General features: G+C 43.0%; 24 protein-coding genes and 1 rRNA gene (1 of these 25 only partly in view). 14 read left to right on the top strand and 11 right to left on the bottom strand.

Features of this window, described 5'->3' with window-relative positions; translation table 11 throughout:
* The first annotated feature begins 125 nt into the window (after nucleotides 1-125).
* Nucleotides 126-962, top strand: coding sequence for a Cof-type HAD-IIB family hydrolase (locus HC246_RS09300; RefSeq protein ID WP_169363139.1), 837 nt, complete (start codon nucleotides 126-128; stop codon nucleotides 960-962).
* Nucleotide 963: 1 nt separating this feature from the next.
* Here HC246_RS09300 and HC246_RS09295 read toward each other — a convergent pair whose 3' ends face one another.
* Nucleotides 964-1,728: a Uma2 family endonuclease gene (locus tag HC246_RS09295; RefSeq protein ID WP_169363138.1), complete on the bottom strand. Its 765-nt coding sequence runs from the start codon at nucleotides 1,726-1,728 to the stop codon at nucleotides 964-966.
* Nucleotides 1,729-1,993: 265 nt separating this feature from the next.
* On the opposite strand from HC246_RS09295, the gene HC246_RS09290 reads away from it, so the two are divergent.
* Nucleotides 1,994-3,463, top strand: a complete 1,470-nt coding sequence (locus HC246_RS09290) for a serine/threonine protein kinase (RefSeq protein WP_169363137.1) — start codon at nucleotides 1,994-1,996, stop codon at nucleotides 3,461-3,463.
* 50 nt (nucleotides 3,464-3,513) lie between these two features.
* Nucleotides 3,514-4,473 carry an endonuclease/exonuclease/phosphatase family protein gene (locus HC246_RS09285; protein WP_169363136.1) on the top strand — a complete coding sequence of 320 codons (960 nt, stop codon included), beginning with the start codon at nucleotides 3,514-3,516 and terminating at the stop codon, nucleotides 4,471-4,473.
* A gap of 27 nt (nucleotides 4,474-4,500) precedes the next feature.
* On the opposite strand, the gene HC246_RS09280 is transcribed toward HC246_RS09285, so the two are convergent.
* Together HC246_RS09280 and HC246_RS09275 are read right to left on the bottom strand one after the other, a co-directional pair.
* Nucleotides 4,501-5,106 carry a DedA family protein gene (locus HC246_RS09280; protein ID WP_169363135.1) on the bottom strand — a complete coding sequence of 202 codons (606 nt, stop codon included), beginning with the start codon at nucleotides 5,104-5,106 and terminating at the stop codon, nucleotides 4,501-4,503.
* 145 nt (nucleotides 5,107-5,251) lie between these two features.
* Entirely contained in the window at nucleotides 5,252-6,094 is an 843-nt protein-coding gene (locus HC246_RS09275; RefSeq protein WP_169363134.1) for a C39 family peptidase, read from the bottom strand.
* A gap of 450 nt (nucleotides 6,095-6,544) precedes the next feature.
* Here HC246_RS09275 and HC246_RS09270 point away from each other — a divergent pair, with 450 nt between their 5' ends.
* Nucleotides 6,545-6,895 (top strand): DUF6464 family protein, encoded by a 351-nt coding sequence (locus HC246_RS09270; RefSeq protein WP_169363133.1) that lies wholly within the window; start codon nucleotides 6,545-6,547, stop codon nucleotides 6,893-6,895.
* 35 nt (nucleotides 6,896-6,930) lie between these two features.
* Here HC246_RS09270 and HC246_RS09265 read toward each other — a convergent pair whose 3' ends face one another.
* From HC246_RS09265 to ppc, 3 genes are all read right to left on the bottom strand, one after another.
* On the bottom strand, nucleotides 6,931-7,431 hold the full coding sequence (locus HC246_RS09265; RefSeq protein ID WP_169363132.1) for an outer membrane beta-barrel protein: 501 nt from the start codon (nucleotides 7,429-7,431) through the stop codon (nucleotides 6,931-6,933).
* 192 nt (nucleotides 7,432-7,623) lie between these two features.
* Entirely contained in the window at nucleotides 7,624-8,673 is a 1,050-nt protein-coding gene (locus HC246_RS09260; protein ID WP_169363131.1) for a Gfo/Idh/MocA family protein, read from the bottom strand.
* 115 nt (nucleotides 8,674-8,788) lie between these two features.
* Nucleotides 8,789-11,716 (bottom strand): phosphoenolpyruvate carboxylase, encoded by a 2,928-nt coding sequence (ppc, locus tag HC246_RS09255; RefSeq protein ID WP_169363130.1) that lies wholly within the window; start codon nucleotides 11,714-11,716, stop codon nucleotides 8,789-8,791.
* A 547-nt stretch (nucleotides 11,717-12,263) separates the two neighbouring features.
* On the opposite strand from ppc, the gene HC246_RS09250 reads away from it, so the two are divergent.
* The 7 genes from HC246_RS09250 (at nucleotide 12,264) to HC246_RS09220 (ending at nucleotide 17,713) form a co-directional block, all read left to right on the top strand.
* The gene (locus HC246_RS09250) at nucleotides 12,264-13,484 is read left to right on the top strand and encodes a UbiH/UbiF/VisC/COQ6 family ubiquinone biosynthesis hydroxylase (protein WP_169363129.1); all 1,221 of its coding nucleotides are present in this window, start codon (nucleotides 12,264-12,266) and stop codon (nucleotides 13,482-13,484) included.
* 29 nt (nucleotides 13,485-13,513) lie between these two features.
* A complete protein-coding gene (locus HC246_RS09245; RefSeq protein ID WP_169363128.1) occupies nucleotides 13,514-13,843 on the top strand; it encodes a hypothetical protein in 330 nt (109 codons plus the stop codon).
* 87 nt (nucleotides 13,844-13,930) lie between these two features.
* Nucleotides 13,931-14,182, top strand: a complete 252-nt coding sequence (locus HC246_RS09240; protein WP_169363127.1) for a DUF4258 domain-containing protein — start codon at nucleotides 13,931-13,933, stop codon at nucleotides 14,180-14,182.
* A complete protein-coding gene (locus HC246_RS09235) occupies nucleotides 14,179-14,430 on the top strand; it encodes a DUF2283 domain-containing protein (RefSeq protein WP_211167661.1) in 252 nt (83 codons plus the stop codon). The genes HC246_RS09240 and HC246_RS09235 overlap by 4 nt, the downstream gene beginning before the upstream one ends.
* Before the next feature lie 15 nt (nucleotides 14,431-14,445).
* Nucleotides 14,446-14,937 (top strand): ureidoglycolate lyase, encoded by a 492-nt coding sequence (locus HC246_RS09230; RefSeq protein ID WP_169363126.1) that lies wholly within the window; start codon nucleotides 14,446-14,448, stop codon nucleotides 14,935-14,937.
* A 147-nt stretch (nucleotides 14,938-15,084) separates the two neighbouring features.
* Nucleotides 15,085-16,314, top strand: coding sequence for an FtsW/RodA/SpoVE family cell cycle protein (locus HC246_RS09225; RefSeq protein ID WP_169363125.1), 1,230 nt, complete (start codon nucleotides 15,085-15,087; stop codon nucleotides 16,312-16,314).
* A gap of 100 nt (nucleotides 16,315-16,414) precedes the next feature.
* Nucleotides 16,415-17,713, top strand: a complete 1,299-nt coding sequence (locus tag HC246_RS09220; protein WP_169363124.1) for an MFS transporter — start codon at nucleotides 16,415-16,417, stop codon at nucleotides 17,711-17,713.
* Nucleotides 17,714-17,744: 31 nt separating this feature from the next.
* Here the strand turns inward: HC246_RS09220 and grxD are convergent, their stop codons facing one another.
* The 3 genes from grxD to HC246_RS09205 form a co-directional block, all read right to left on the bottom strand.
* The gene (gene grxD / locus HC246_RS09215; RefSeq protein WP_169364539.1) at nucleotides 17,745-18,068 is read right to left on the bottom strand and encodes a Grx4 family monothiol glutaredoxin; all 324 of its coding nucleotides are present in this window, start codon (nucleotides 18,066-18,068) and stop codon (nucleotides 17,745-17,747) included.
* A gap of 96 nt (nucleotides 18,069-18,164) precedes the next feature.
* On the bottom strand, nucleotides 18,165-19,199 hold the full coding sequence (locus HC246_RS09210) for a late competence development ComFB family protein (RefSeq protein WP_169363123.1): 1,035 nt from the start codon (nucleotides 19,197-19,199) through the stop codon (nucleotides 18,165-18,167).
* Between the two features lie 401 nt (nucleotides 19,200-19,600).
* Nucleotides 19,601-20,212, bottom strand: coding sequence for a DUF3318 domain-containing protein (locus HC246_RS09205; RefSeq protein WP_169363122.1), 612 nt, complete (start codon nucleotides 20,210-20,212; stop codon nucleotides 19,601-19,603).
* A 36-nt stretch (nucleotides 20,213-20,248) separates the two neighbouring features.
* Between HC246_RS09205 and HC246_RS09200 the strand changes: the two genes are divergently transcribed.
* Nucleotides 20,249-20,653, top strand: a complete 405-nt coding sequence (locus tag HC246_RS09200; RefSeq protein ID WP_169363121.1) for a DUF1824 family protein — start codon at nucleotides 20,249-20,251, stop codon at nucleotides 20,651-20,653.
* 44 nt (nucleotides 20,654-20,697) lie between these two features.
* On the opposite strand, the gene HC246_RS09195 is transcribed toward HC246_RS09200, so the two are convergent.
* Together HC246_RS09195 and HC246_RS09190 are read right to left on the bottom strand one after the other, a co-directional pair.
* Nucleotides 20,698-22,140, bottom strand: coding sequence for a carotenoid oxygenase family protein (locus HC246_RS09195; RefSeq protein WP_169363120.1), 1,443 nt, complete (start codon nucleotides 22,138-22,140; stop codon nucleotides 20,698-20,700).
* A gap of 238 nt (nucleotides 22,141-22,378) precedes the next feature.
* On the bottom strand, nucleotides 22,379-22,687 hold the full coding sequence (locus tag HC246_RS09190; RefSeq protein WP_169363119.1) for a DUF5340 family protein: 309 nt from the start codon (nucleotides 22,685-22,687) through the stop codon (nucleotides 22,379-22,381).
* Between the two features lie 216 nt (nucleotides 22,688-22,903).
* Between HC246_RS09190 and HC246_RS09185 the strand changes: the two genes are divergently transcribed.
* Both HC246_RS09185 and HC246_RS09180 read left to right on the top strand, forming a co-directional pair.
* Nucleotides 22,904-24,166, top strand: a complete 1,263-nt coding sequence (locus HC246_RS09185) for a DUF1565 domain-containing protein (protein ID WP_225902933.1) — start codon at nucleotides 22,904-22,906, stop codon at nucleotides 24,164-24,166.
* 445 nt (nucleotides 24,167-24,611) lie between these two features.
* Nucleotides 24,612-25,563: ribosomal RNA gene (locus HC246_RS09180) — 16S ribosomal RNA — on the top strand (it continues 534 nt past the right edge of the window).

Genomic DNA, 25,563 nt, shown 5'->3' with positions numbered 1-25,563 from the left:
ACAGCGAGGCTTTTTTGTGAAAATTTTTACAAGCATTACTGGCTACAGCGTGAATGTGGCGATCTTCGCTAAACTATTGCAGGCAATAGGTTCTATTTCAGTTCATACAAAGCAAGACAAAACTCATGGCACAAGATATAAAACTGGTCGTGGTAGATATTGATGGCACGATTAGCGGTGATGCCAATCAGGTCAATGATGCAGTGAAAGAGGCAGTGAAAGCGGCTCAAGCTAAGGGTGTCAAGGTAGCGATCGCCACTGGGAGAATGTATCGCTCAGCATTACGCTTTCATGAAGCGATCGCCTCAGATATGCCATTGATCTCCTATCAAGGTGCATTTATCAAAGATCCTCAAACCGATGAATTAGTAGGACATTGGCCAGTTGAGTTAGAGCAAGCTCTTTCTTTGTTAGATGATCTGGGCGAATTTGCGACTAATGACCAGCTTTCGATTCATATCTATGTCAATGATGAACTCTACGTTCGCAAAATGACTGCTCAAACCCAAGCCTATGCCGAACGTTCTAAGGTGGGCGTTAAGGTAGTTGGTGATTTACGCGAATTTCTGACTAGTGCTAGTACCGATCATCCACCCACAAAAATCTTGGCTCTGAGCGATACCGCCGAATTAGTGACAGAAATGCTAAGAGTATTGAAAGATCGCTATACACCGCAACAACTTTATCTCACGAAGTCCGTAGCTACATTCTTTGAGGCAACCAATCCGATCGCGAATAAAGGTACTGCCGTAAAACATTTAGCAGAGAATATTTTGGGCTTTGATCGCTCTCAGGTTTTAGCGATCGGTGATAACTTCAACGATTTAGAGATGATCGAATATGCAGGAATCGGCGTGGCGATGGGTAATAGTCCTGAAGGATTAAAGCCTCTCGCGGATTGGGTTGCGCCTAGTGTGGAAGATGATGGTGCAGCCGCAGCGATCGCCAAATTTGTTTTGTAGCTTATAGGTCTGGTTCAATTCCTGCTGCCCTGAGTTGAGCAAGTAAGCGATCGGCGCGTTGGCGTTCTTGTTCAGCGCGTTGATACTCCTTGGTTGCTCTTTGGCTTTCAATCTCAGCACGTTCCGAGCCAGTGATCAATAAATTGCCTTGAGCATCCCACCAACGGAGCCAAGGTAGTTCGAGATTTTGATATTGTCCCTGCCAAATCCCGATCTCAACCCCAAGTTGTTCAATGGGGTAATGTCCGCGCTCATTAGCGGGTACAAGTTTAAATTGATTGCCAACAAATTGATATAGCTCGACGCTAGCAGTTTGAACTTCGTAAATGCCATAAAAAGCAGGACGAATCACCTGTTCATAGATGAAGAATTTACCTTTCCAAGGCGTTTTATCCCTCTCTTCCTTCCCAGTTCCAGACACAAATTCCAAAATGATTAACGGAGCAATAAATTCTTGCCAGAGAACATAGGAACGACGCGGAATCCCATTTAATAATGGTGGTACATTTGGCACATAAAACCAATCGGGAGCCTCTGCTCCTTTTTCGGGAGGTTCGGTCATGCGCCAATAGATGCCACTATCCTGACCGATCGCATATTGTCCATCGGAATGTATTTTTTGTAATACAGGCTCTATTGAATCTGTTAGGAGAATACTTTGGGGATGCTCTTGGAAATTTTTTACAAATGTGCCATCTGACTCTGGCAGTTGGGTGTGATCGGGTAGCACAACAGGGTCTATAGATGGATCGATTGTGAAAGTCATGACTTTCGATCTCCCTCATTGTCATTATGTTTATATTATAAGTAGCTCAGCATAGTTGTAAACTCAAACCAAATTGTGTGGCTGCCCACATAGCGTGCAACCACACAATTTGAGTTTTAAGTTTATCTATGCTTAATACCAATTCACGAAAGTATGACAACACTTTCGCGAATTAAAAAACAAGCCCAGTAAGGATTTTTAAAACTAAAAATGGCGTAGCCATTTTTAGTTTTGGTATAACTACTCAATTCTTTGAGCAAATTCTATGACTAAGCTTCAGCCTCAAGAAGTCATTAATCAGCGCTATCAATTAGAACGTCAACTAGGTCAGAATGCAGGACGAGAAACTTGGCTTGCAAAGGATTTGCAGCAAGAGAATGAACTGGTGGTGGTTAAGCTGTTAGCTTTTGGAGGGAATGTGCAATGGGAAGATTTGAAATTGTTTGAACGGGAGGCAAATGTACTTAAACAGTTAGATCATCCGAGGATTCCTAAATATCGCGATTACTTTTCCATTGATGATCGCTCTTTGTGGTTTGGACTCGTACAGGAATATATTCAAGGAAATTCTTTGCGAGAATATATTGCTCAGGGGCATAAATTTACAGAAGCACAGGTTAAACAAATGGCGATCGCCATTTTAGAAATTCTCATTTATCTGCATGAATTGAATCCCCAAGTTCTCCATCGTGATATCAAGCCTAGTAACTTGATTCTGACTGGTAAAGAAGGGGGATCTAGAAATATTTATCTGGTGGATTTTGGCGCAGTACAGGACAAAGCCAGTGCTGAAGGCAAATCTTTTACCGTGGTCGGAACCTATGGCTATGCACCGATGGAACAGTATGGAGGTAGAGCCGTAGCCGCCTCTGATCTCTATGCTTTGGGTGCGACGATGATTCATCTATTGACGGGGATTTCCCCTGCGGATTTACCACAGGATGATGATGCAAAGATAGTTTTTCGCGATCGCACCAGTGCTAGTTCTCATCTAGTGCATTGGATTCAAAAATTGGTAGAACCTACAGTCAAAAAGCGCTATGGGTCAGCGAGAGAGGCTTTACAATCTCTCAAAGAACCATCGACTCCCTTAGTAAAACCTCAAGTTGCCTCAAATATATCTGCCCCAACTGCCACGGTTCGCCCCAAGCGTAGAGTTTATCCACCAGACAATACCAATATCCAAGTTGAGCAATCGGCAAACCAACTGAGAATCATTATTCCTTGTCAGATCTGGACAGCAATTGCGATTTGGGTATTAGTTATTGTAATTAGTTTCTTTCTTCAGCCATTTTTTCCTAGTATCCTGATGCTCATTGCGACTATAGGAAATTGGAGCTACATTGGTGTTGCTTTCATCTTACTACTGTTGCTAATTGGCACTGTAAATTCCCTAACAACCATCATCTTAGAAATCGGTGAGCAAGAAACTTGGTTAAGGCGATCGCTTCTAGGCAAAATTTACTGGCATGCGAAATTTCCCACCCATGAATTGCAAGGAGTAGAGCCACAATGGAAAATGATCGAAAGAAAAAATAGTAACTTTTTCAATTGGCTCGCTTGGGCAGCGAGTGAACCCAGTGAAGATAACTCGATGAAGTCTAATGTAATTCTCTATCTAGCGGGAGTTCCCTATACCTTGGCAGTATCCGATTTACGCCCGACAGAGGTGAGTTGGTTAATCGATGTACTTGAAGATTTCTTACATCAAATTAAGATCGGTAACTCTAGATGATTTTTGGAGTAGTTCATTCTAAGCTATAGCCTTGCTGACATCTTGTTTTCATGAAATATGTGAATATTATGATGCGATCGCGTTTTCACAATGTTAAATACTTACATATTCTGGGTTTAGCTGTTTTTGGCATAGTTGCGATCGCTGCTGGTTGCTCCAATCCCTTCGCGACTGCCAATACCCCCGACCAAATTCGCCTCGGAACCTTTAATCTGGAAAATTTTGATGGATTGAACTCAGCAAAGGTTGATGCGGTGAGCCAAATTATTGAGCGGAATTTTGATGTTATTGGCTTACAAGAGGTTAGTCCCGTTGCTGCGGAAAAGCTCAAAGAGAAGTTGAATAAATCTCAAAAATGGAACTTTATCTTAGGAGAATCGGGTAATAAACAAAGGGTCGCTCTTTTCTATCGTCAAGACGAAGTATCTGCTCAAAAAGTGACGGAATGGAAACAGGTAAATATCACAGGGACTTTGCGATCGCCCCTTGTCACCTACATCAAAGCTGGACAGAAGTTTGACTTTACCTTAGTAGTAGTGCATCAAAAGGGTAGCGGCGGTGCAGATGCTGATCGCCTGCGTCAACATCAAAGCGATCTCCTACGGAAAGAGGTTGATCAATATCAAAAGAATCCTCAATCTGATCCTGACTTGATTCTAGTAGGAGATTTCAATAGTCCTACATGGGCAGAGCAAAATCGTGGCTTACGTGATGCTCCCTTGTCATTCTTAACAAGATCGGTGGAAACCAATGCTCAAGAGAACTGTTTGAAAAAACATGGTCAACCGAAAACCCCTGAGGGTCGTCCGCGTTATTCCAATCGTGGCACTGGTTGCGTTATCGACCATATTGCGGTTTCCAAAGCTCCCAAGGGTGCAGAAGAAGAATATATTCCTCAATCAGTGCAAATTCTCGATCCTCAAAAAGATTTAGGCTTTGATAGCGATCGCACCTATTTTTCTAAAGTTTCTGATCACTTACCCGTAAGAGCCATCTTTCGCACAAAATAATGAAGCTGTTGCCTTGCAACAGCTTCATTATTTTTCGCGTTCTGGAAGTAAATGTAAAAGAGAAGGAACAACCGAAATCACAACAATAGCGATCGTAATAGGTAGCAAATATTTATCAACATCGGGAATAACATTTCCCAATCCATAGCCCAATAGAGATAAGCCAGATGTCCAGATGAACCCACCAATTAGATTGAACTTAAAGAATGTGGCGTAGTCCATTTTGCCAATGCCTGCGACGATGGGGGCAAAGGTGCGGACAACGGGCAAAAAGCGAGCTAGGATGATGGTTTTTTTGCCATGCTTATCATAAAAATTTTGTGCCTTGATAATATGCTTCTTATGAAAAAATATCGAATCTTCTCTAGAAAATAATTTGTGCCCAAAGCGTTTGCCTGTAGCATAGCCTACGTTATCTCCCAGCACTGCACAAAAAAAGCATCCGATAATCAGTGCAAAGATGTTGAGCTTTCCTATAGAAGCCAAAAAACCTGCGGCAAATAGAAGCGAGTCTCCTGGTAAAAAGAACCCAACAAGTAGACCAGATTCAGCAAAGATGATCGCCCAAATTGCAAGATGACCACCAACAGATCCCAGCGATTCAACCAATTGCTTTGGTTCTAAAATATTCACGTTGCCTTAATACCTTTTTGTAATCTTGTTTTATAGTGCTTTGTGTTGATTCAAATGCCAAGAAATTTTTAGAAAAACTGGCAAAGCCAGTTTTTCTAAAAATTTCTTGCTTCTCAATGACTCTAGGGAGGTGTAATGGAGAGCATTAGAGTCCTGAAGGTAAACCCGTGGGTTTGCCCTTGATACTGGTGACGATTCTTCCCCAACCAGCTTCACCACCGCCGTCCCAAAAAATTTGCTGCATTACTGTATAGGTATAGGCATCGTAGGCTCCACCAACACCGACATCATAACTGTCGCTAGCCCCATGACGAGTTCCGTAAGGATCGTGAACAAGCCAAACTTTTTGGTTAGGGTCATGTCCCACAATCAAGCAAATGTGTCCACTGCCTTTGTAAGCGAATCCTACAACTACAGGAATATTTGCCTTAAGAGACATTAAGACATCTTTTGCGGACAGGGAATAGCTAAAGTAAGAGTCTATACCAAGTTCTTTTAAAGCCCATGTTTGAGCGTCATGATCAGTAGTATCACCATACTTGCCCACAATTCGCATATAGACAGATTCGGGTTCGGGGAATCCCTGTGCTTTTGCCATCGTGGTCAAGGCTCCATTTAGCACAAAATCGGCTAGCATTGTATTGCTGGTCGTATTGCACTGTCTCCAGCCAGGACCAAAGATTGCCTGATCATTATCTAATTGAGAGCAATATTTGACTGGGAGCTTAATCAGTTGATTGATATCTTCCCCCTCAATTTTGACATGAGGATCATAGGCATATACTTTTTGCAGTTGAGCTTTACCATCTAAGGCAGGGAAGGGAGAAGCAAGAGTTAGGAGAAGATGTTGATTACGATCGGGGCTATACTCAGTCACAAAAAAAGACTGCCCCTTTTTGATGAAAATCTTCTCAGAATCGGCTAAATCCGTTGAGCCAAGCAGCTTTTTTTTCAGAAAAGTATCTGCTTCGGCGATCGCTTTGGGCATAGGACAACCTCGGAGTGAATGCGATAATTATATAAATCATCTCATATCGCAATCAGGAATTATTTATAGATTTTTGAAATCTTGTATTAATGAATAATTAAGTATCTGGGCGCAGCTCATATTAGTTCTCATCAAAAAACAGTTTTGCTATTTTCTAGCGTCAACAGCTTGGAAAATAGCAAAACTGTTTTTGGTAATCCTGTCTAGAGTAAGATTGCAAAAAATGATTTTGATAATGAGAATCGCTGAGTGGTGTATTGTGTTGATTCTAATTGTGAGTTGTTATACCAATTTCCGAGCGTACAAGCTATAGGAAATTTTTTAAAAGTGTTGTTTTTCAATGCTTTTAAAAAATTTCTTGGTTAGGGTTTGAGCGCAAAGCGCTGTAAATTATAATGACGCTGTAACTCAATGGCACAATGATCTTAGCGCAATTAAACAGTTAACCCTATGGAAATATCAGCAGTGCCTACAGAGGTGTGTACCCTTCATCCTGAAAGCACTTTGGGTAAATTATATCTTGATTGGATGCCTCAACCAGGAAACTATATCAATTTAGAAGGTAAAACCTATGTGATCTTAGAGCGCCGTCATCGCTATCAGTTTCGGAGAGGAAAATATAACTTATTTAGAGTTTTAGTTTACGTACAGCCAGCACCAGAGAATTTGGAAAGAAGTTTGGTGAATGGGCGTTGGATAATTGGGGATGGAAGTTGTCGATATAATGCTGGTTCGGAAATTATTCGCTGTGCGGTCAATCCAAATGGTCCTTGTCAAGGATGTCGCTTTTGGGAAGCATAAAAAAGGCGGCGCATTGCGCCGCCTTTTTTGGGAAGTTAGAATTGAAGACCTACGCCAGCCTGTAGGGAAGTTCCTGCAGAACCATTGCTTTGTCCATTAAATGGAATTACAGCATTGCTATAAAGCAAAATATTTTTGTTGAGGCTAACTTCGACACCAGGTTGAACCGCAAAGGCAGTTTGATCACCTGTCATGCTGCTGTTACCGCCAACTTTAAAGGAAGCACCAGCACCAAGATAAACGTTAGTGCGATCGCCTACTGGTAAGTCATAGGAAACGGTAGGAACAATGGAAGTACCGCCATTACCAAAGAGAACAGAACTTCTGACGGAAAGTGGTACATCATCAAATTTATAGCGACCTGCTAAGTTTGCTCCTACTACGGAAGGATTAGTTGCAAAACTTTGAAGAGACACGCCAGCACCTACATAGCTACCAGGTAGTCTTACTTCTTCGGCTGAGGCGACTGCGCTAAATGAGGTAAGAACAGAAGTAGCGATCGCAACACCTAAATAGATTTTTGTAAGAGATTTCATGAGATTGATTTCCTGCTGAACTATGACTCCTTTGACTGGAGATAATTGGCATAGTTCCCATTGTTCCTTGAGCTTCAAAAAGCAAGAAACCCAGTCAGTGACTGGGTTTCTTGCTTTTTGAAGGATTTCTATCTCTAGATAATCATGCTAACGGGTGAGAGATAAAAGAAGTTTTGCAAAGCAAAACTTCTTTTATACGTAGCTACCTGCTGTGGCAACCTCACGTAATTGCAAATCGCAACTGCGCCAGACTTGCCCATCGATCGCTGTTTGTTCGATCAGACTAGCGAGACGCAGGGTTTTTAAGGCTTGATCGCCGCCGACGGAGGGTTGTGCCTTATCACGAACACAGGCAACAAAATGCTCTAGTTCGGCGTGCAGTGGCTCAATATTGCTGGTATAGACTTTTTCGATGAAACCGTCTTGACGATAGAGGACTTGACCGTAATCGGTTGTCCAGTTGGCTGTAGTTTGACGATGAATCAAAATTTCGTTATTGAGGAAATCTGACTCGGTGAGGGAATTGGTACAGTGAGCAGTGATTTTGCGCTTTTTGCGATGGGTAACTTTGCTAGCGGTGAGGGTAGCGATTACACCATTCTCAAAGCCGATCGTGGCGGTGACATAGTCGAGATAGCTGGATTCTGGGGAAACGCGATTGCCATGGGCGGAGACTCGCACGATCGCAGAGGGGACTAGCTCAAGGATCAGATCAATATCATGAATCATCAAATCAAATACGACCGAGACATCATTTGCCCTTTGCGAATAGGGACTCATGCGATCAGCTTCGATCGCCAAAATTGTCTCATGTTTTAAAACTTTGCTAAGTTCTTGGAAAGCGGGGTTAAATCTTTCAATATGTCCGACTTGAAGAATGCGATTATGGTCGGCGGCGATTTTAACTAGGGCTTCGGCTTCTTCGATGGTGGCGGCGATCGGCTTTTCTATCAGTACATGTACACCAGCCTTTAGGCAAGTTGTGCCCACATCGTAATGCAATCGCGTGGGGACGGCGATACAAACTGCATCGACTAGGGGTAAAAGTTCGCGGTAATCTTCAAAATAGAGAACACGATGCTTATTTGCGGTATCACGTCCGCGTTCTACACTGACATCGGAAACACCAACTAATTCTGCATCCTTGAGCAAGCTGAGGACTCTTGCATGATGCTGCCCCATGTTACCGATACCAATGACACCAACCCTTATAGGATCTTGGAAATTACGATTGGGGCTCATACTCCTCACACACGCTCAATAAACACGCTCAGTTTGTCCAAAATCGTAACATGGATGTATAACGCTTTGCGCTCTAAATAGAAAGCACCCTATGGGTGCTTTCTCGTAATAGGGATCAACCTGTATTCCGCATACCTGCCGCAATGCCGTTGATCGTCAGCAATGCCCCACGCAAAAGTTCGTTTTTGGAATAGCGCGATCGCAGATCAACGGTATCAGGACGGTGTTGGCGTAAACGCTTGAGCAAAGAGGCTTGAATAAAGCCGAGGGGTACAATTGAGCCATTCCGTAGTTGCACTGAGCGTTGGAGATCGCGATCGCTATCTAGCATTTGCTTTTGTCCTGTGATCAATTGCAGTACTTTGCGTGTGCGTTGAAACTCCTCGGTGATTTCCGCAAATATTTCGATAAAGGCTTCCTCGTAACCCTCTTTAGTTAGCTCTCGCATATAGTGATGGGCGATTTGCATATCGGTTTTGGCGATCGTCATCTCGACACGGGAGATTGCCGTTTTAAAGAAGGGCCATTTGCTATAGAAATATTGCAATAGCGACAAATGCCCATCAGGGTTTTCTTGGAGAAATTCTTCTAGGGCTGCACCGATGCCATACCAAGAGGGTAATAAAAAGCGGCTTTGTGTCCAACTAAATACCCAAGGAATTGCTCTTAAACTGCCGAGATCGCGTTTACCTGCACGACGGGCGGGACGGGAGCTAATTTGTAATTGGCTAATTTCTTCGATCGGCGTAACTTGGTGAAAAAATTCCACCAGATTTGGCTGCTCGTAAATTAAATGGCGATACACTTGGCGCGATCGCTTAGAAATTTCTTCCATTGTGTCCAGCCAGCAATCGAGGGTATCGGTGCTACTGGGTAATAGGGCAGCTTGAATCACCGCAGTAGCGATCGTTTCGAGGTTATAAAGAGCGATTTCGGGCAAGGAATACTTCGAGGCAAGTACTTCCCCTTGTTCGGTGATTTTGATGCGTCCCTCGATGCTGCGGCCGGGCTGTGCCAAGATTGCCTCATAGGTTGGGCCGCCACCACGTCCGACCGAGCCGCCACGTCCGTGAAACATCCGTAGATCCACTTGATATTTTTGGCAAACGTCCTGTAAGGCGCGTTGGGCTTTATAAATTTCCCAGTTACTGCTCAAAAATCCTGAATCTTTATTACTGTCAGAATAGCCAAGCATGACTTCTTGTAGATGATCATGGCTTTCGAGATAGGTGCGATAAAGCGGTAGCTCAAATAACTCCGTCATGATTGGCGGGGCACTTTGCAAATCCTCAACTGTTTCAAAGAGCGGTGCAATGCTGAGTGAGCCTTTGCCCGTGGCTGGGTCATAGAGTCCTGCTTCTTTGGCTAGCAGCATGACTTCGAGAATATCGCTAACACTACGGTTCATACTGATCACGTAGTTATTGCAGATTTCAATCGAAAATTCCTGTTGCAGCTTTGCCACCATCCGAAATGTCTCAATAATTTCGTTGGTTTTGGCACTAAAGTTCAAGTGGCTGGGAATCATGGGACGACGGGTTTTTAACTCCTGTGTCAGCCAAGTGACTTTTTCGGCTTCACTGAGGGCATCATAGGGTTGGGGCAGCAATTGCAATGTTTCAGCAATTTCGGTGATTGTGTTGCTATGTTGCGTACTTTCTTGACGGATATCGAGGTGGGCTAAGTGAAAACCATAAACCTCAACCTGACGGATCAGATTTTCAAGGGGTTTGGGATTGAGTTTGGTTTCGATTAAGCTTGCCTGAATTAGTTTTAATTCGGCGAGGAAGTCATCTACATGGGTATATAAGAGATGTTCTTGTCCCTTGGTGGATAATTCCATTTCCGAGGCTTGCCATCCACTATGGCGCAATTTTTGATTACGATCGCGTGTTCTTTCTAGTCTGTTTTTGACGTAGGCGAGTTTGAGGCGATAAGGCTCTTGGCGGAACTTGATCGAATATTTCTCGTAAATTTCAGGCAGATGGATCTGATCGTCGCCAAGGGAGTCCAGCAAATCTTGAGAAACATCGCTAAGGCTTTGGGATAGCGACAATAAGCGGCTGAGACGCTCAATGGATTTAATATATTTGTTTAAAACTAGATTTCGCTGATAGCACGCGGTTTGCCATGTGACTTCGGGAGTAACGTAGGGATTGCCATCGCGATCGCTACCAACCCATGAGCCAAATTTGCAAAAGTCATAGCTTGGTAACTTTAGTTTAGGAAAAGTAACAGCAATTGCGGAAGCAATGCGATCGTAAAGGACAGGGATCGCATCAAATAAAACCTCTTCAAAATAATGTAGGGTATAGTCAGCTTCGTCTAAAACCGTGGGCTTAATTTGGTTTAGCTCATCAGTACGCCACCAGAGACGGATTTCCTCTGCTATTTGATCCTGTAATGAGGCTGCCTCCCAGTTGAGGGCGATCGCCTGTGGCACTGCTTCATCACCACGAAAACCAATGAGACGATCGAGTTCCTTGAGCATCTTAGCGATCGTGCGTTGTTTATCGCGAATCGTATGCCGCACAATTTCTGTAGGGTGAGCAGTAAAGACCAGCCGAATATCGAGGTTATCGAGGATTTTCTGGATTTGGCGTGGAGGAACGTTGAGTTTTTTCAGTTCAGGAAAAAGCCAGCGAAATGTACCCACAGGATATTCGGCTTCACTATTGATCGGGCTAACGCGATAGATGCTAGTTTGTTCCTGCTCATGATCTTGCTCAACTATATTGATTAGCTGAAAAAATAAAGCAAAGGCACGAGCGGCTGTAGTGGCTTGATGGAGGTCAAGACTTTCGACCACCTTTAAAACCTCTTCGGCAGGGTATTCGGGGGCTTGCCCCTCTGGTGAACACATAGCCCGCAGTTGTCTCAATAAATCAACTAGTTCTTGACCGCTTTCTCTTAATAGGACTGATTCCCACAAATCCTCGACGAGCTTGAGACGATATCGCAGACGAGAATTGGCGGCACGCAGATCGCTCTCAATGTTGACAATCTGTACTAATGACGCTGACAGTGCTGCTGGGGAACTCATCCAACTTTCTCCAAATTTTCTTTCTAGTCCAAAATTGTCCTGCTTTAAGGAGTTTGCTTCTGTTGCTCACTTAGCAATTACAGCACTTTACACTTTGTTGTAGGCAATGTATAAAGCCCACAACCTTACTAAATATGATTTTTTGCTCTGTGTATGTTTACCAAACACTTGGGCAAATTGCTGTAATAACCTTTAGGCTTACAGAAGCCGAAATCTCATGGCAGGAATCAAACATAAAATCTCTATTGTTTTCTATACCATACCAACCTACCCGTTTGTTAGTTGTAGCCTTTTTTGCTAGCGATCGGTTAGTAATTTTTATGAGATCCTTGGGGATCGCTCTAGTTAAAAATATCTATACTTCTGCAATATTTCTTTACAATGCGTCCATAATTAAAGAGAGAACACGAGGTTTTACGCTCTTGAAGTAAAGCTATCGATCAATCAAAAAAGACGCTTTGCGCCTTCTATTCAAGTAGAACCATTGATAATCAAGGAAGAACTCAAAATATCTTCTCTTGGAGTAGTAGGAGTAGTAATTTAACGCATGTTTGATGTACTAATTGTTGGTGCGGGTATGGTGGGCGCGAGTTTAGCCTGTGCGCTAGGTGATAAGAACTGTGCGGCAAACCGTGATCTGAAAGTGGGGATCATCGAGGCTAACGGTAATTTCTTGCGCGGAGAATTTACTGCCGATGGTCGCGCTAGTGCGATCGCCTATGGATCGAGCCAGATTTGGCAAAATATTGGCGTGTGGGGTGGGATGCAGCGTCGTGGGGTTACGCCGATGCACGCGATCCAAGTTTCCGAGGGTGATCTGCCCTATCAGGTGCAATTGCGGCGCGAAGATATGGGGCAAGAAGCATTAGGCTATATTGTCGAAAATTCCGTGACCTTGGCTTCGCTTTGGGAATTTGCGCGGGAATGTCAAAACTTGGAATTAATTTGTCCTGCCAAAATTTTAGATATTGAGGAGGTCTCAGATCGCAATATCATGCGCGTAAAAATAAGCTCCGACATTGGTGAGCAATATCTAGAAACAAAATTATTAGTGGGAGCCGATGGTGGGCGATCGCTAGTTCGTCAATTAGCTAATATTGCGATCGATCAACGCCCATACGAACAAACCTGCATCGTCACCACGATTCAGTCAGAAAAGCCCCATCACAATTTTGCCCATGAAAGATTTCAACCCAGTGGTCCTTTTGCAATTTTGCCCCTCGGTAGCGATCGCTCTTGTATCGTCTGGACTGCTACCACTGAGGAAACGCCCCATCTGCTTGCCCTTGATGAATCGACATTTCTTCAAGAGTTAACCAAGCGCTTTGGTCATCCCCTCTTGGAAAAGCTCGGCAAGATTAAAGTGATAGCCCGTGAACGAGCTAATTATGTTCCCCGTTGGATGCATAGCCAGACTTATATTCAGTCACGTTTAGCCTTGATTGGTGATGCGGCGCACACCACACATCCGATCGCAGGTCAGGGTATGAATCTCGGTATTCGTGATGTCAATGCTTTAGCGAAGGTGTTAAAAGCTGCCCATCAAAATCACGAAGATCTCGGCGCGATCGCTGTGTTAAAGCGGTATGAATCAAAACGTAAATGGGATAACCTCGGCGTAATTTTGCTTACTGATATTTCTAATCGCCTATTTTCTAACCATAATTGGTTCTTCAAAGTACTACGCCGCTTTGGTTTGCTACTTTTGCAAATTGCGCCTCTCAAGCGCCTTTTGATGTACTTTATGATGGGTTTGCATCAGGTATAGAATTGAGTTGTGAGCCAAGAGAGCTAAAAATGAATCAAGAAATAAACAATAGACTGGATCGTGTAGAGAGTGCTTTGATTGCTCTCGCCGAAGAGTCTCAAGCATTGAGACAGGAGTTACGCGCTACTAATAGTAGTCTTGATAGTCTGATTGAGCATCTTTACACCCAGCGTGATGTGGTTGCCCTTGATGTGGTGGATATAAAAGATGAGTTACATGAACTTAAGGAAGTCACTAAACAGCAAAGTGCAACTGCCGATCGCTATGCAATTTCGGCTCAACTGCAAGCGGAAACCGTGAAAATTCAAGCTGAAAATATTCGGATCATGATTGAAGCTTTGAATCTCAAGCAGGCTTAAATAAAAAATTAGATAATTTAGATATTGTCTATGGGAAATAAACCCTGAAGCTACGCATATTCGCATCACAAAATTTAAAAATTTCCCGTGGATTTTGAGCTAACTGAACACGCAAAATTAAGGATTAGCGATCGCCAAATATCCTTGAATTGGATTGAGATGACTTTACGCGCACCTCAAAAAGTTGAATTAGACTCCAAAGATCCTGATTTGCGACATGCTCTGTTAGCCATTGGTGATTACGACAATAGGGTTTTGCGGGTCATTTATAATGTGAAAATCACCCCTAATAAAGTTGTCTCAGTATATTTTGATCGAAAAATGCGAGGGAAATTATGAGAGTTGAATATGACCCGATCGCTAATGCTGCTTACATTCGTATGCGAGAAACGGACATTGTAGAGTCAGAAGAAGTAGCTGATGGAGTTATTTGTGACTTTGACGGACAAAATAAGATAGTTGGTGTGGAAATTTTAAGCATTAAGCAAAGATCTCCCACTCAAATTAAAAACATCATTTTTCCCTTCGATGAGCAAGACAAGCAAAATCTTAAGGAGTTATTTAGTATTTTTGCACTCGCTTTTTAGGTAGGAAGTTTGAATATGGCGATCGCAAATTTACCAACTCGGTTAACTCCGCAATTAATCACACCTGAAAACTTTCAGCCCTATGGTCAGGTGATTTTTCCTACTGACGATGGGAAGCAATTTGATGAGAAGGATGCTCAGCTATCTTTGGCAGGGATTCCGCGTTTTTACATCATGAATCTCCGCAAAGTTGGGCTGAAATTTCAGAGCTTTGCGCGGCATCAGCAATGTACTCAATGTCTTGGTGCTCTTGGCGGTAAGGAATGGTTTATGGCGGTTGCCCCCGCCTCAGCACCTGAGCAAATTAATTTAGAGCAAATTGCTGCATTTCGGATTACAGGCAATTGTTTCATCAAATTAAATACTGGCACTTGGCACGCGGGGCCACTTTTTGCAGAAGAATTTATTGATTTTTATAATCTGGAATTACATGACACGAATATCAATGATTATGAGGTCTGTAATTTACGCAAACTTTATAACTTGAGTTTTGAGTTACACCCATGAAAGAGAAAGAGGGCGCAAAGTGTCGTCTTTACTCTTTCAGTAGTTACAAGAAATAATTTTTTGTTTTCAGCGATCGCGAAAAATCGTGGTTAAAATAGCATCACGAAATATCGCCTTGCTTTTAACCACACAAGTCCCCACGCAGCCGTGAAACTCCTTCAAATTTTTCAAGTTTTCCCGTTTTTTGATCGCACCGTCGATAAATGGGCAACAGAAGCTCGCCTCCTACGATGGCTGACGTTTTTGTGGCTATTTGCAGGATTAGCAGTACTTTTCTCGGCATCCTACCCTACTGCGGATGCTGCCTTCAAGGACGGCACGCTCTATTTCAAATACCAATTGGCTTGGGCAGTGATCGGGCTACTGATTTTTAATGGGATTGTGCATTTACCATTAAAGTTCATGCTGAAAATCAGTCCTATTTTCCTATTTATTATGCTGGCGCTACTCTACGCTACGCATATTCCAGGATTGGGGACTACAAGAAATGCGGCGACAAGATGGCTATCAGTGGGGTCAAGTTCATTTTTGCTGCAACCATCGGAGTTAATTAAGCCCTTTTTGATTTTGCAAGCGGCTCAATTATTTGGTAACTGGAATCGCACTCATTGGAAAACTAGGACTTTTTGGCTGGTGATCTTCCTGTTGGTTTTAGGTGGTATTTTGATGCAGCCTAGTTTGAGCGTAACAGCGCTTTGTGGCATTACATTGTGGTTAATTGCGTTAGGTGCAGGATTGCCAAGTCTTCAGATGTTTGGCACTGCTGCTTTAGGGACTTGTGTTGCTGTGGCAAGTGTGACTTTCCGTGAATATCAAAGACGACGGATTATGTCCTTTCTCGATCCTTGGCAAGATCAAGCGGGAGATGGCTATCAGTTGACTCAAAGTTTAATGGCAATCGGTTCTGGCGGTCTGTGGGGGACTGGCTTTGGACTATCGCAACAAAAGCTATTTTTGCCAATTCAATATACGGACTTTATTTTTGCGGTTTTTGCAGAGGAGTTTGGCTTGTTTGGCGGTATTTGTTTGCTGTTGCTGGTGATGATTTATGGCACGATTGGGCTATCGGTAACTTATAAGTGCAAAGATCCCGTTACTCGCTTAATTGCCCTTGGTTCGACATCTTTGATTGTGGTGCAAGCGATTTTAAATGTGGGCGTGGCAACGGGTGTGTTACCAACTACAGGGTTGCCTTTTCCTTTCCTGAGTTATGGTGGTAGTACTACCCTATCTTGTCTATTCATTGCGGGTTTATTAATTCGCTCTGCTAGAGAAATGTCTACGGCGGAGGTGATTCCCTTTACTAGAGGTAAGGGCGGTAATGATCTCAATACTAAACGACAGGATAAGCTCGGTACAAGGAGGCAGTTCTCATGAATGGAGCAGACCCTCAATAATTCAGAAAGGCGGCGCAATGCGCCGCCTTTCTGATCGCTATACAATATTTGTCTGAATGCTACTTTAGCCACCTTAATTGATGTCTCAACCCGATCTGAATTCGACTGCTGGCTATTTAACAGTTTTGCGTAATCGTCAATTTTTAGCACTGTGGATCGCGCAAATCCTGTCGCAACTGGTCGATAAAATTGTGCTGATCTTGCTAATTGCGATCGCTGTTTCTAGTGATTACAAAGATTATCCTGTCCCTGTGAATACCCGTGAGTCATTGATCATGATTGCCATGACTTTGCCTGCGGTATTTTTAGGCTCGATCGCAGGAATTTTTGTGGATTGGCATCCTAAACGTGAGGTGATGATTTTATGCAACTTTCTACGGGGGGCTTGTATTTTTGTGATTCCCTTTCTGCCCCATTCGCTGATGGTGCTTTTGTTAATCACTTTTATCATTTCTACCCTCACTAACTTTTTTGCCCCTGCTGAGCAGTCGGCAATTCCCTTGATCGTGCCGAAGTCCGATCTATTGCCAGCCAATGCTCTATTCACGATTACGATGGTGGGTTCGTTAATTGTGGGCTTTGCGATCGGTTCACCATTGCTCACATGGACGATGCATCTTGTTCCTAGTGCTAGGGAATATAGCCGTGAACTTTTGCTTGGTTCTGTCTATGTTTTGTCGGGACTCATTTTATTTATATTGCCCAAGGATGAAATTATTGAGCCGAAAAAAGAAGGGGTGGGAATTTGGTCAGATTTAAAGGATGGTTTTAAATATGTCAAGCATCATCATTTGATTGGTGGAGCGATGATCCAGCTAACTCTGCTCTATGCGGTGTTAGGAACCATGCAAAAACTATCCCTCAATTTGGCTGAGGTGGTCACAAATAATCGCGATGACTTTGGGTTTTTTATTGCTTCGGTAGGTGTTGGCTTAGCGATCGGTGCATTTATTTTGGGGCAATTTGGCGATCGCTTTGCCCATCGACCCTTGCCCTTTGTGGGTTTTATCGGGATGGCGATCGGGCTATTGATGTTTGCTTTTGTATCTAATTTATGGGTGGGCTTAGCAGTTGGGGGCTTTATTGGTATTCATGGGGCAATGATTGCGATTCCTATGCAAACGGCAATCCAAGAACATACGCCCGAAAATATGCGGGGCAAAGTATTTGGTTTATTGAACAATGGCGAAAATATTGCGGCGAGTTTACCCCTTGCCCTAATTGCGATCGCCCTTGATATTTCCACCAGTACATTTGGGGGGCGAGAGAAGGGATTTTTGGGGTTTCAGATCGTTTTAGTTGCCTTTAGTGTGACTGTGCTTACTCTTGGGACATGGGCTTGGAATCGCACTAAAAAAGCATTACAAAAAGTCCTATAAACAAAAAAGGGCGCTCAGCGCCCTTTTTGATTTACTTAGCGACCGCCTCTTGGACGATTTGCGCTAGTTCACCGCGATTATTGAGTTCCATCACGATGTCACAGCCACCGATAAACTCGCCATCAATATAAACTTGAGGGAAAGTTGGCCAACTGGAAAATTCCTTCAGCCCTTGGCGCAAATCGTTATCTTCCAAAATGTTGGCAGATTCATAGGGTTGTCCCAAGGCATTAAATACTTGGACAACTGCTGCAGAGAATCCACATTGGGGCTGTTGAGGTGTGCCTTTGATGTAGAGGAAGATTTTGTTGTTTTGGATCTGGCTTTCAATTTTAGTTTGCAAAATAGGGCTAATCATATTAATGGGATTAAGTTTGATGTTAATTAATGTACTACTGTTACTATAGCAACCTCCAAAAATATAGAGATGTATTGTATTTCTTATTTTTGATTAAACATCATGCTTTGCACGCCAAACTGGGTAATCAGATCTAGGTGTTCTTAGGCATTCCTCGACGACTTCGGCAACATTACGCCATGTAATGTCATCTCGTTGCAGTAGTTCTCGTAGTTGCACTAAAGTATCTTCGAGTTCTAGATTAAACTTCTCAAAAGGTAATGGTGATAAAGCTCTCTCAGGGGCTTGAATTACTTTTACCAAAGCCTCTTTGACGATACTGATAATTTGATTGGTCATCTCCGACTTGACTCGTTGGCGCAAGTTTTGTAAGCCACGCCGACTAGTGGCATACATGGGAGGTAGTCGATTGAGTACGTAAGCTGATACGTCATCAATACTAATTTTTTTCTGTACTGTTTCATCAAGACGTTGGACACGACGCTCAACGATCGCTGCTACCAAACTTTCGAGAATATTGCTATACCGATATACGGTTCCTGACATATAAGACTCGAAGTCTCTAATTTCGGCTGAGATATCTTGATCCGTTTTAGTAGATTTTGCTTTATTCGATGAACTATTACTTAATAGGTTAGGTGTTGTGCGCCGCCGAACTGCATAGCTACGCGCTAATAGGGAATTACGGCGATCTAAGCTGATATATGTCCCACCAGATAAACTCTGGTAATAACCAGCGTCTAAGGCATCTCTCACAATATCAGGAACATCTTTCCATTTGAGATAGTCCTTATTAAATAATTTTCTTAATTTAAATAGCGATCGCGCTTGACTGATGAGTTCATGAGCGGGTATCGGGTCATTTTGCCTTAAGACATCGCTTTGCGTACTAAGAAATCCATTACGGACAGTCTTAGTAATGGCTGCCCCTAATTCCTGTTGAGCTTTTTTTCGTTGTTGTACCCAGCCGCGCTGAGTAGTTGCGTACATTGGCGGTAAGCGATTTAGGGTATATGCAATTACTTCGCTGAGATCGACACGTTTTTTTACATCAGCACCGAGTCGTTTGTATTGTGCTTCTGCTTCTTCGATAACTAGCTCTTCTAGGGCATTTCTACAACTACTCATATGAGACCCTTTTGTTTGGAGGATTAAATATGCTAGGAATTAGCTTAATCTAACCCTATAAAGCCTTAAATATTAGCATAAAAATTTATTTTCGTATTATAACTATTACCGCTAAAACTAAGGTTGGCATTTTATAGCAGTAGCCAGTAAAAATAAAAACCAGAAGAGAGTTACGGCGCTTCGCGCCGCAACTCTCTTCTGGTTTACTTGACTATAGCTATACATAGGTCTTTATCTATTTTAAGTATCTGGGAATAATAAAAAGACAGAAGAGCAAAAGCCACAGGCTTTTGCTCTTCTGTCTTTTTATTTAAGTAATGTGAAGTAAAGTAAATAACCAATTTTTTGGGTGAAGCGGAGCTGCACCCAAAAAATCGAGTTCTTTATTAAACCTTAGAATCCTAAAAATCGTTAATTACGGTATCTGGGATGGTTGTTTTGGATAAACCTGCGATCGCTCTAAGATTTTGACAACGAATTAATTCTGTAAATTCGGGTGTATTGCGTCCAATTAAACGAGCAAATGCAGGAATAGCTTCTAATAATGCTTTAGCTGCTTCTTCCTCTCGATAACCACGTTTCTGGGCAACTTCGAGCGCCTCATTATCAGCCTCTACTCGCACTTGAGAGCTTTTGTTACTCCGTAAAATCTGATTGATGCCAATTGTCCCTAGTAACAAGGCGATCGCGATGCCTGTAGCATCTCCCTGCACTACTTCGACAATCCCACCTACTATAGAGACTGCGGCAATACCTTGATATGTACCTATTTGCAGCCATTTAGTTTTTTGTCGCCAGCTAATCTCATGCAAAAACAATAAATCGCGCTGAGGCTCAGGCAATTGTCTCCATAGACGAAAATTGATATTGATTTGAGTTCCTTTTTGCCAAGGTAAAATGGCTAGGCTAGAGAGTGGCTCAGATTGCTCAGGCTTGGATTTAATTGCTGTACATATCCGCCAAGACGCAGGCATCAAATCTCGCAAACGAGCAATTTCTTCGTTAATGTTCATAATACAATTGAGCTTCCTCCTTCAACTTCGCAACCCATGAGCAATATTTTAACCATCGCCGATGCTGAGCGTATTCTGTGGGAACTAAGCGACTTAGATCCAGAAACAGCGACTTCAGAGCGTCGATCGCAAATTCGCGAAGCCTTAGATTATTTAACTAAACAAGCCGATTATCACATTTTTGGGATCTGTGCTGATACCACCCAAGAAGCCTTGCAATCTTTGCAAAGCTATGCAGAGCATTTTCGCTATGAGTTACCCGAAAATAATGACTTAACAGAAATCGCTGATGGTGTATATCTCAAATACAATCCCCGTAGCCGTCGCTATCATATTGATAACTACAAAGGTACTTATCGTGGCGTATTGCTTTCTTTGCACACCGATTTTACCGATGGCTATAGCGGTACTCACGGACATTTTCCGTTAGATCTCTTTTAATAAAGAAAGCGGCGCAACGCGCCGCTTTCTTTATTAAAAATTTGTTAGAAAACTTCCTGTGTAAAAGTGCCATGCAATCCATAGGGGACATGATGCTTTAAATGCAAAGTCGCTACAGGTTTACCAGAAATATTCTGAGCATCAAGAATCACTAGATCTGAACGGTTGTGTTCAGCATTAAAAATTAAAGTCAATACCCATCCATCGTCTTCCGCGCTAGTTGCACTGCGATCGCGGGGCACAAAAATTGGCTCACTAATAAAACCGCGTGGTGCAAAGCTATGGAATTCTTGCTTGCCAGTGGTCATATCGATTTTAGCGATCGCCTGCAAAGGTGCATTACCTGATTCCTTGGCGATCGCCCCGATATAGGTATAGCGATATTCTTGCCCCATACAACGGGGATGTACCACAGGAAATTCGCAAGAACGCTCTAAGATTAATTCCCGTTGTACCGTGCCAAGCTTAGGATTAATCGTAAAGCGCCATAGTTGACCTGCTACAACCTGATCAAAATTAACGTCTCGAAAATCGGTATTTGGTTCCAACTTGGGGTAATCGGGATAGCATACTGAATCCACAATAATTTCATCATCCTGTTCATAGGCATTGCAGTGATGAAATACAAAACAAGGATCGGTTTCTAAGGTTTGCAAGTTGCCTTGGCGATCGATCAGCAAGAATTGACTAGGTGTATTAGGCTTTAACTCAATACATTCTCCTGCGGTTGCTAATCCCAAAATAAAGGGCAAAGGCTTAAAGGATACAGGATTCTGCATGAAAATCCGATAATTTGGTGTATAGGCAAAATCATGCAAGAAACAAAAGCCCGACACCTCTACCTGAGATTCTGTAGATAATTCACCGTGATCGCTTACCCGATAAATCGAAATTTTAGACTTCGGTCCTGGTTGCACCCCAAATCCCCATAGCTCCCCTGTGCGATCATCTTTGCGAGGATGTGCGGTAAAAACCTCCCTTGCCCCTAACTTACCGCCAAAATTTTCTAACCCTACTGTGTCTAAATTTTTAGGATTGAGAGAGTAAGGATGTGCTGCTTCCCATAAAGCTAGTAACTTACCGCCCTGATAAACCACATTGGTATTAGCGACATTTTTATTCCGCAAATCAAAAATATTGCTCAGCCATCCCCCAGCCTTTTGCGTTCCAAATACGCCCCTATATAAAATTTTCCCTGCTTTCTGCTCTGCTAAAAACTCAGGGGTTTTCACAAATTGATTTGTAAAATGTGCCTTGCCATCTTTAAAAGCGATCGCGCAGATCATCCCATCGCCATCAAAAGGATGCCCATACTTCTGACCATTAATATCCAGTTGTCCAGGACCATTCCGAAATAAAGTACCTTCAAGCTCTAAAGGTATTTGCCCTTCGATTTCATCAATCCAATAGGCTTGCTCAGTTTTTAGAGACTCATATCCCTTTAGCCAGTCTTGACGCGAAAATGTAGGAGATGCCGCCTGAACCATAAATTTTTATAAGTAACTAAAAAATAGCTTTTTAGCTATTGTAACAATTTCGTCACAATTGTGATCCTCTAGCCTCTATGTAGATAGGCATAAGTTGTTACACTACAGCCTGTTTTTAGAGCTTGTATGAACAAACCCAATCAATGGTTGCATCGCAATCATTGATTGGGTTTGTTTGAAGAAAGCGTACATGCTGTAGGGCATCAGACTATTGTGTCAGTGCCCCCTATCTAAACATTCACGAATTGGTGGGTGGTTTAGAAATTTCCTTTAGCGATCGCCCCATTTCTTGCTCTGTTTCACTCAAAGACCATCGGTAAGACACCTCAATCCCGTGATATTCGCAGATATCCTCAACCTGCTTCTGTAAAGCAAAAGCCTTGCGTAAATTGATAATCGCTGCTTGCAAATGTTCTCTAGAGACATTTAGCTTTGCCCCTAAATGGGGATGCTTCATCTCGTTGTGTAGTGCAGGCAAGGTCTGACGCTCTAGCAACTGAAGCAAAAGTTCATAGTGGATATGAGATGGGACAGGAAGTGAACTCACAGATACCTCGATCAATGCAAAACCAAAATTAAAACTTGATAAAACTTGAATGTATATTTAGTTGGGATTTGAGGAGCTACTATACCAAGTCTCTCAGAAACTATTTGAAAGGCTTCGCGTCAAGCTCGACATCATAAGAATGAAATAACAAAACTCACAATAAATTGTAGAGGATAAATTAGTATGTTGCCTTTAATGAGATTCTCCAAGATATCCATGGGAATTACATTGCTGTTCACCTTGGGCTTACCACAAATTCTCTCATCCTTTGAACCAGCGATCGCCCAAACTATTAACACATCTAGTCCCAACACGCTGCAACTGGCTCAAGCCAATCAAGTCATCTTCGTTGCTCCTAATGGTTTAGATACTAATTCAGGAGCCTCTGCTAATCAACCATTGCGATCAATCACTGCTGCCATCAAAAAAAATCTAGGAGTTGGCACAATTATTCAACTTGCTGACGGCAAATATACGACCGAAACAGGCGAACAATTTCCTATCAAGCTTCCTACAGGAGTAATCCTCCGTGGCAATCCTAGCAATCAAGGCAAAGACATCATCATTTCAGGTGGTGGACGTTTCATTAGCCCCACATTCGCCCGCCAAGATATTGCGATACTAGCTAGTGATAACTCTCGTATTGAAGGTGTCACCATTACCAATGCCAATACAAGGGGCTATGGACTTTGGGTTGAATCTGCCAAAAATGTCACTATTACCAACAACACATTTGTAAAATCAAATCACGATGGCGTTTTTTTGACAGGTAGTGCTACTGCTGACGTTATTAGCAACATCTTCATCCAAAATGGGGCAAATGGTATTTCAGTGTTGGGTACAAGCTCAGGAAAGGTTCAGAGTAATACTTTCTATAACACTGGCTTTGGCTTAGCGATCGGTCAAAAATCTCAAGTAGTAGTCCTCGCTAACCGCATTATCAATAATCGTGGTGGCATTGTTGTTTCTAATCTCTCAACCCCAACTTTTCGCAATAACCTAATTGCCAACAACCAAGAAAATGGTTTAGTAGTTCTCAAAGACCGTAAAGGGCAGCCCATAGTAGATCTCGGCACAAATACTAGCCTTGGTCAAAATATTTTTCAAAACAATAAACAATTTGATATCAACAATGCATCTGGAGTAAAGCTAATTGCGATCGGTAATCAAGCTGATCCTAAACGCACTCAAGGAGCGATCGAGCTGGTTGTCCCCAAAACTCCACTAACTTCCCCAGTTACTCCTGATCCAGTTATACCCGTTGAGCCACCGAAAACCTTGCCCCCATCGACTACTAAGACCCCAGTCCCATCTCCAAACACTAAACCATCCCAACCACCAGCCATAAAACCAACTACACCGCAAACAAACAAGCCTCCAACGCCTGCCGCCCCAGCCATAAAACCAACTACACCACAAACAACTAAGCCATTGCCCACAGCAAATCCCGTAAATGCTGCTCCGTCTAAAAGTAAATAAGTTTTTTGCTTGATGTCTAGAAACTTATTTTCAAAACATGACGCAGATGCTAAGTCCACATCGATATTTAAGAATATTCAAAAAAATAATCCCTTCAACATCTTATGTAGTGGGATATTTGGGAGCTTATTAAAAAGGATGCGAAAACAAATTTAGAAAAGCAGTTGACAAAGGAATGGAAGGTAGATATATTAGTAAAGCGCTGAAGGGAGTCAAAGCGAAAGCGAGGCAACCTGAACTGAAAGGAGAGGCGCGAGAACCTAGACAAAAGAATAGTTTGAAAGCTTTGTTAAACCAATAAACCTCGTCAAGAGAATAAAGAGACTGGATTATTGAAAGATAACCAGCTATCCGACAGGATAAGCGAAAAGCAAAAAAAAGTCAAACCCATCCGAAAGGAAAAAAGCTTTATGTGAGTAGGAAGGAATTCTGAAAGGATGAAGACACCATGGAGAGTTTGATCCTGGCTCAGGATGAACGCTGGCGGTATGCTTAACACATGCAAGTCGAACGGGTACTTCGGTACTAGTGGCGGACGGGTGAGTAACGCGTAAGAATCTACCTACAGACTCGGGACAACAGTTGGAAACGACTGCTAATACCGGATATGCCTTCGGGTGAAAGATTTATCATCTGTAGATGAGCTTGCGTCCGATTAGCTAGATGGAGTGGTAACGGCACACCATGGCGACGATCGGTAACTGGTCTGAGAGGATGACCAGTCACACTGGGACTGAGACACGGCCCAGACTCCTACGGGAGGCAGCAGTGGGGAATTTTCCGCAATGGGCGAAAGCCTGACGGAGCAATACCGCGTGAGGGACGAAGGTCTGTGGATTGTAAACCTCTTTTGTTAGGGAAGATAATGACGGTACCTAACGAATAAGCATCGGCTAACTCCGTGCCAGCAGCCGCGGTAAGACGGAGGATGCAAGCGTTATCCGGAATTATTGGGCGTAAAGCGTACGTAGGCGGTTTTGTAAGTCTGTTGTCAAAGCCCGAGGCTTAACCTTGGAAAGGCAATGGAAACTGTAAGACTAGAGAGAGATAGGGGCAGGAGGAATTCCAGGTGTAGCGGTGAAATGCGTAGATATCTGGAAGAACACCAGTGGCGAAAGCGTCCTGCTGGATCTCAACTGACGCTGAAGTACGAAAGCTAGGGGAGCGAATGGGATTAGATACCCCAGTAGTCCTAGCCGTAAACGATGGGTACTAGGTGTTGGCCGTATCGACCCGGTCAGTGCCGTAGCTAACGCGTTAAGTACCCCGCCTGGGGAGTACGGTCGCAAGATTGAAACTCAAAGGAATTGACGGGGGCCCGCACAAGCGGTGGAGTATGTGGTTTAATTCGATGCAACGCGAAGAACCTTACCAAGGCTTGACATGTCGCGAATCCT

Source organism: Pseudanabaena yagii GIHE-NHR1 (assembly GCF_012863495.1).
Taxonomy (GTDB): Bacteria; Cyanobacteriota; Cyanobacteriia; order Pseudanabaenales; family Pseudanabaenaceae; genus Pseudanabaena; species Pseudanabaena yagii.
Note: the sequence above shows the minus strand (reverse complement) of the source record. Positions and strands in the feature narration are given on the sequence as shown.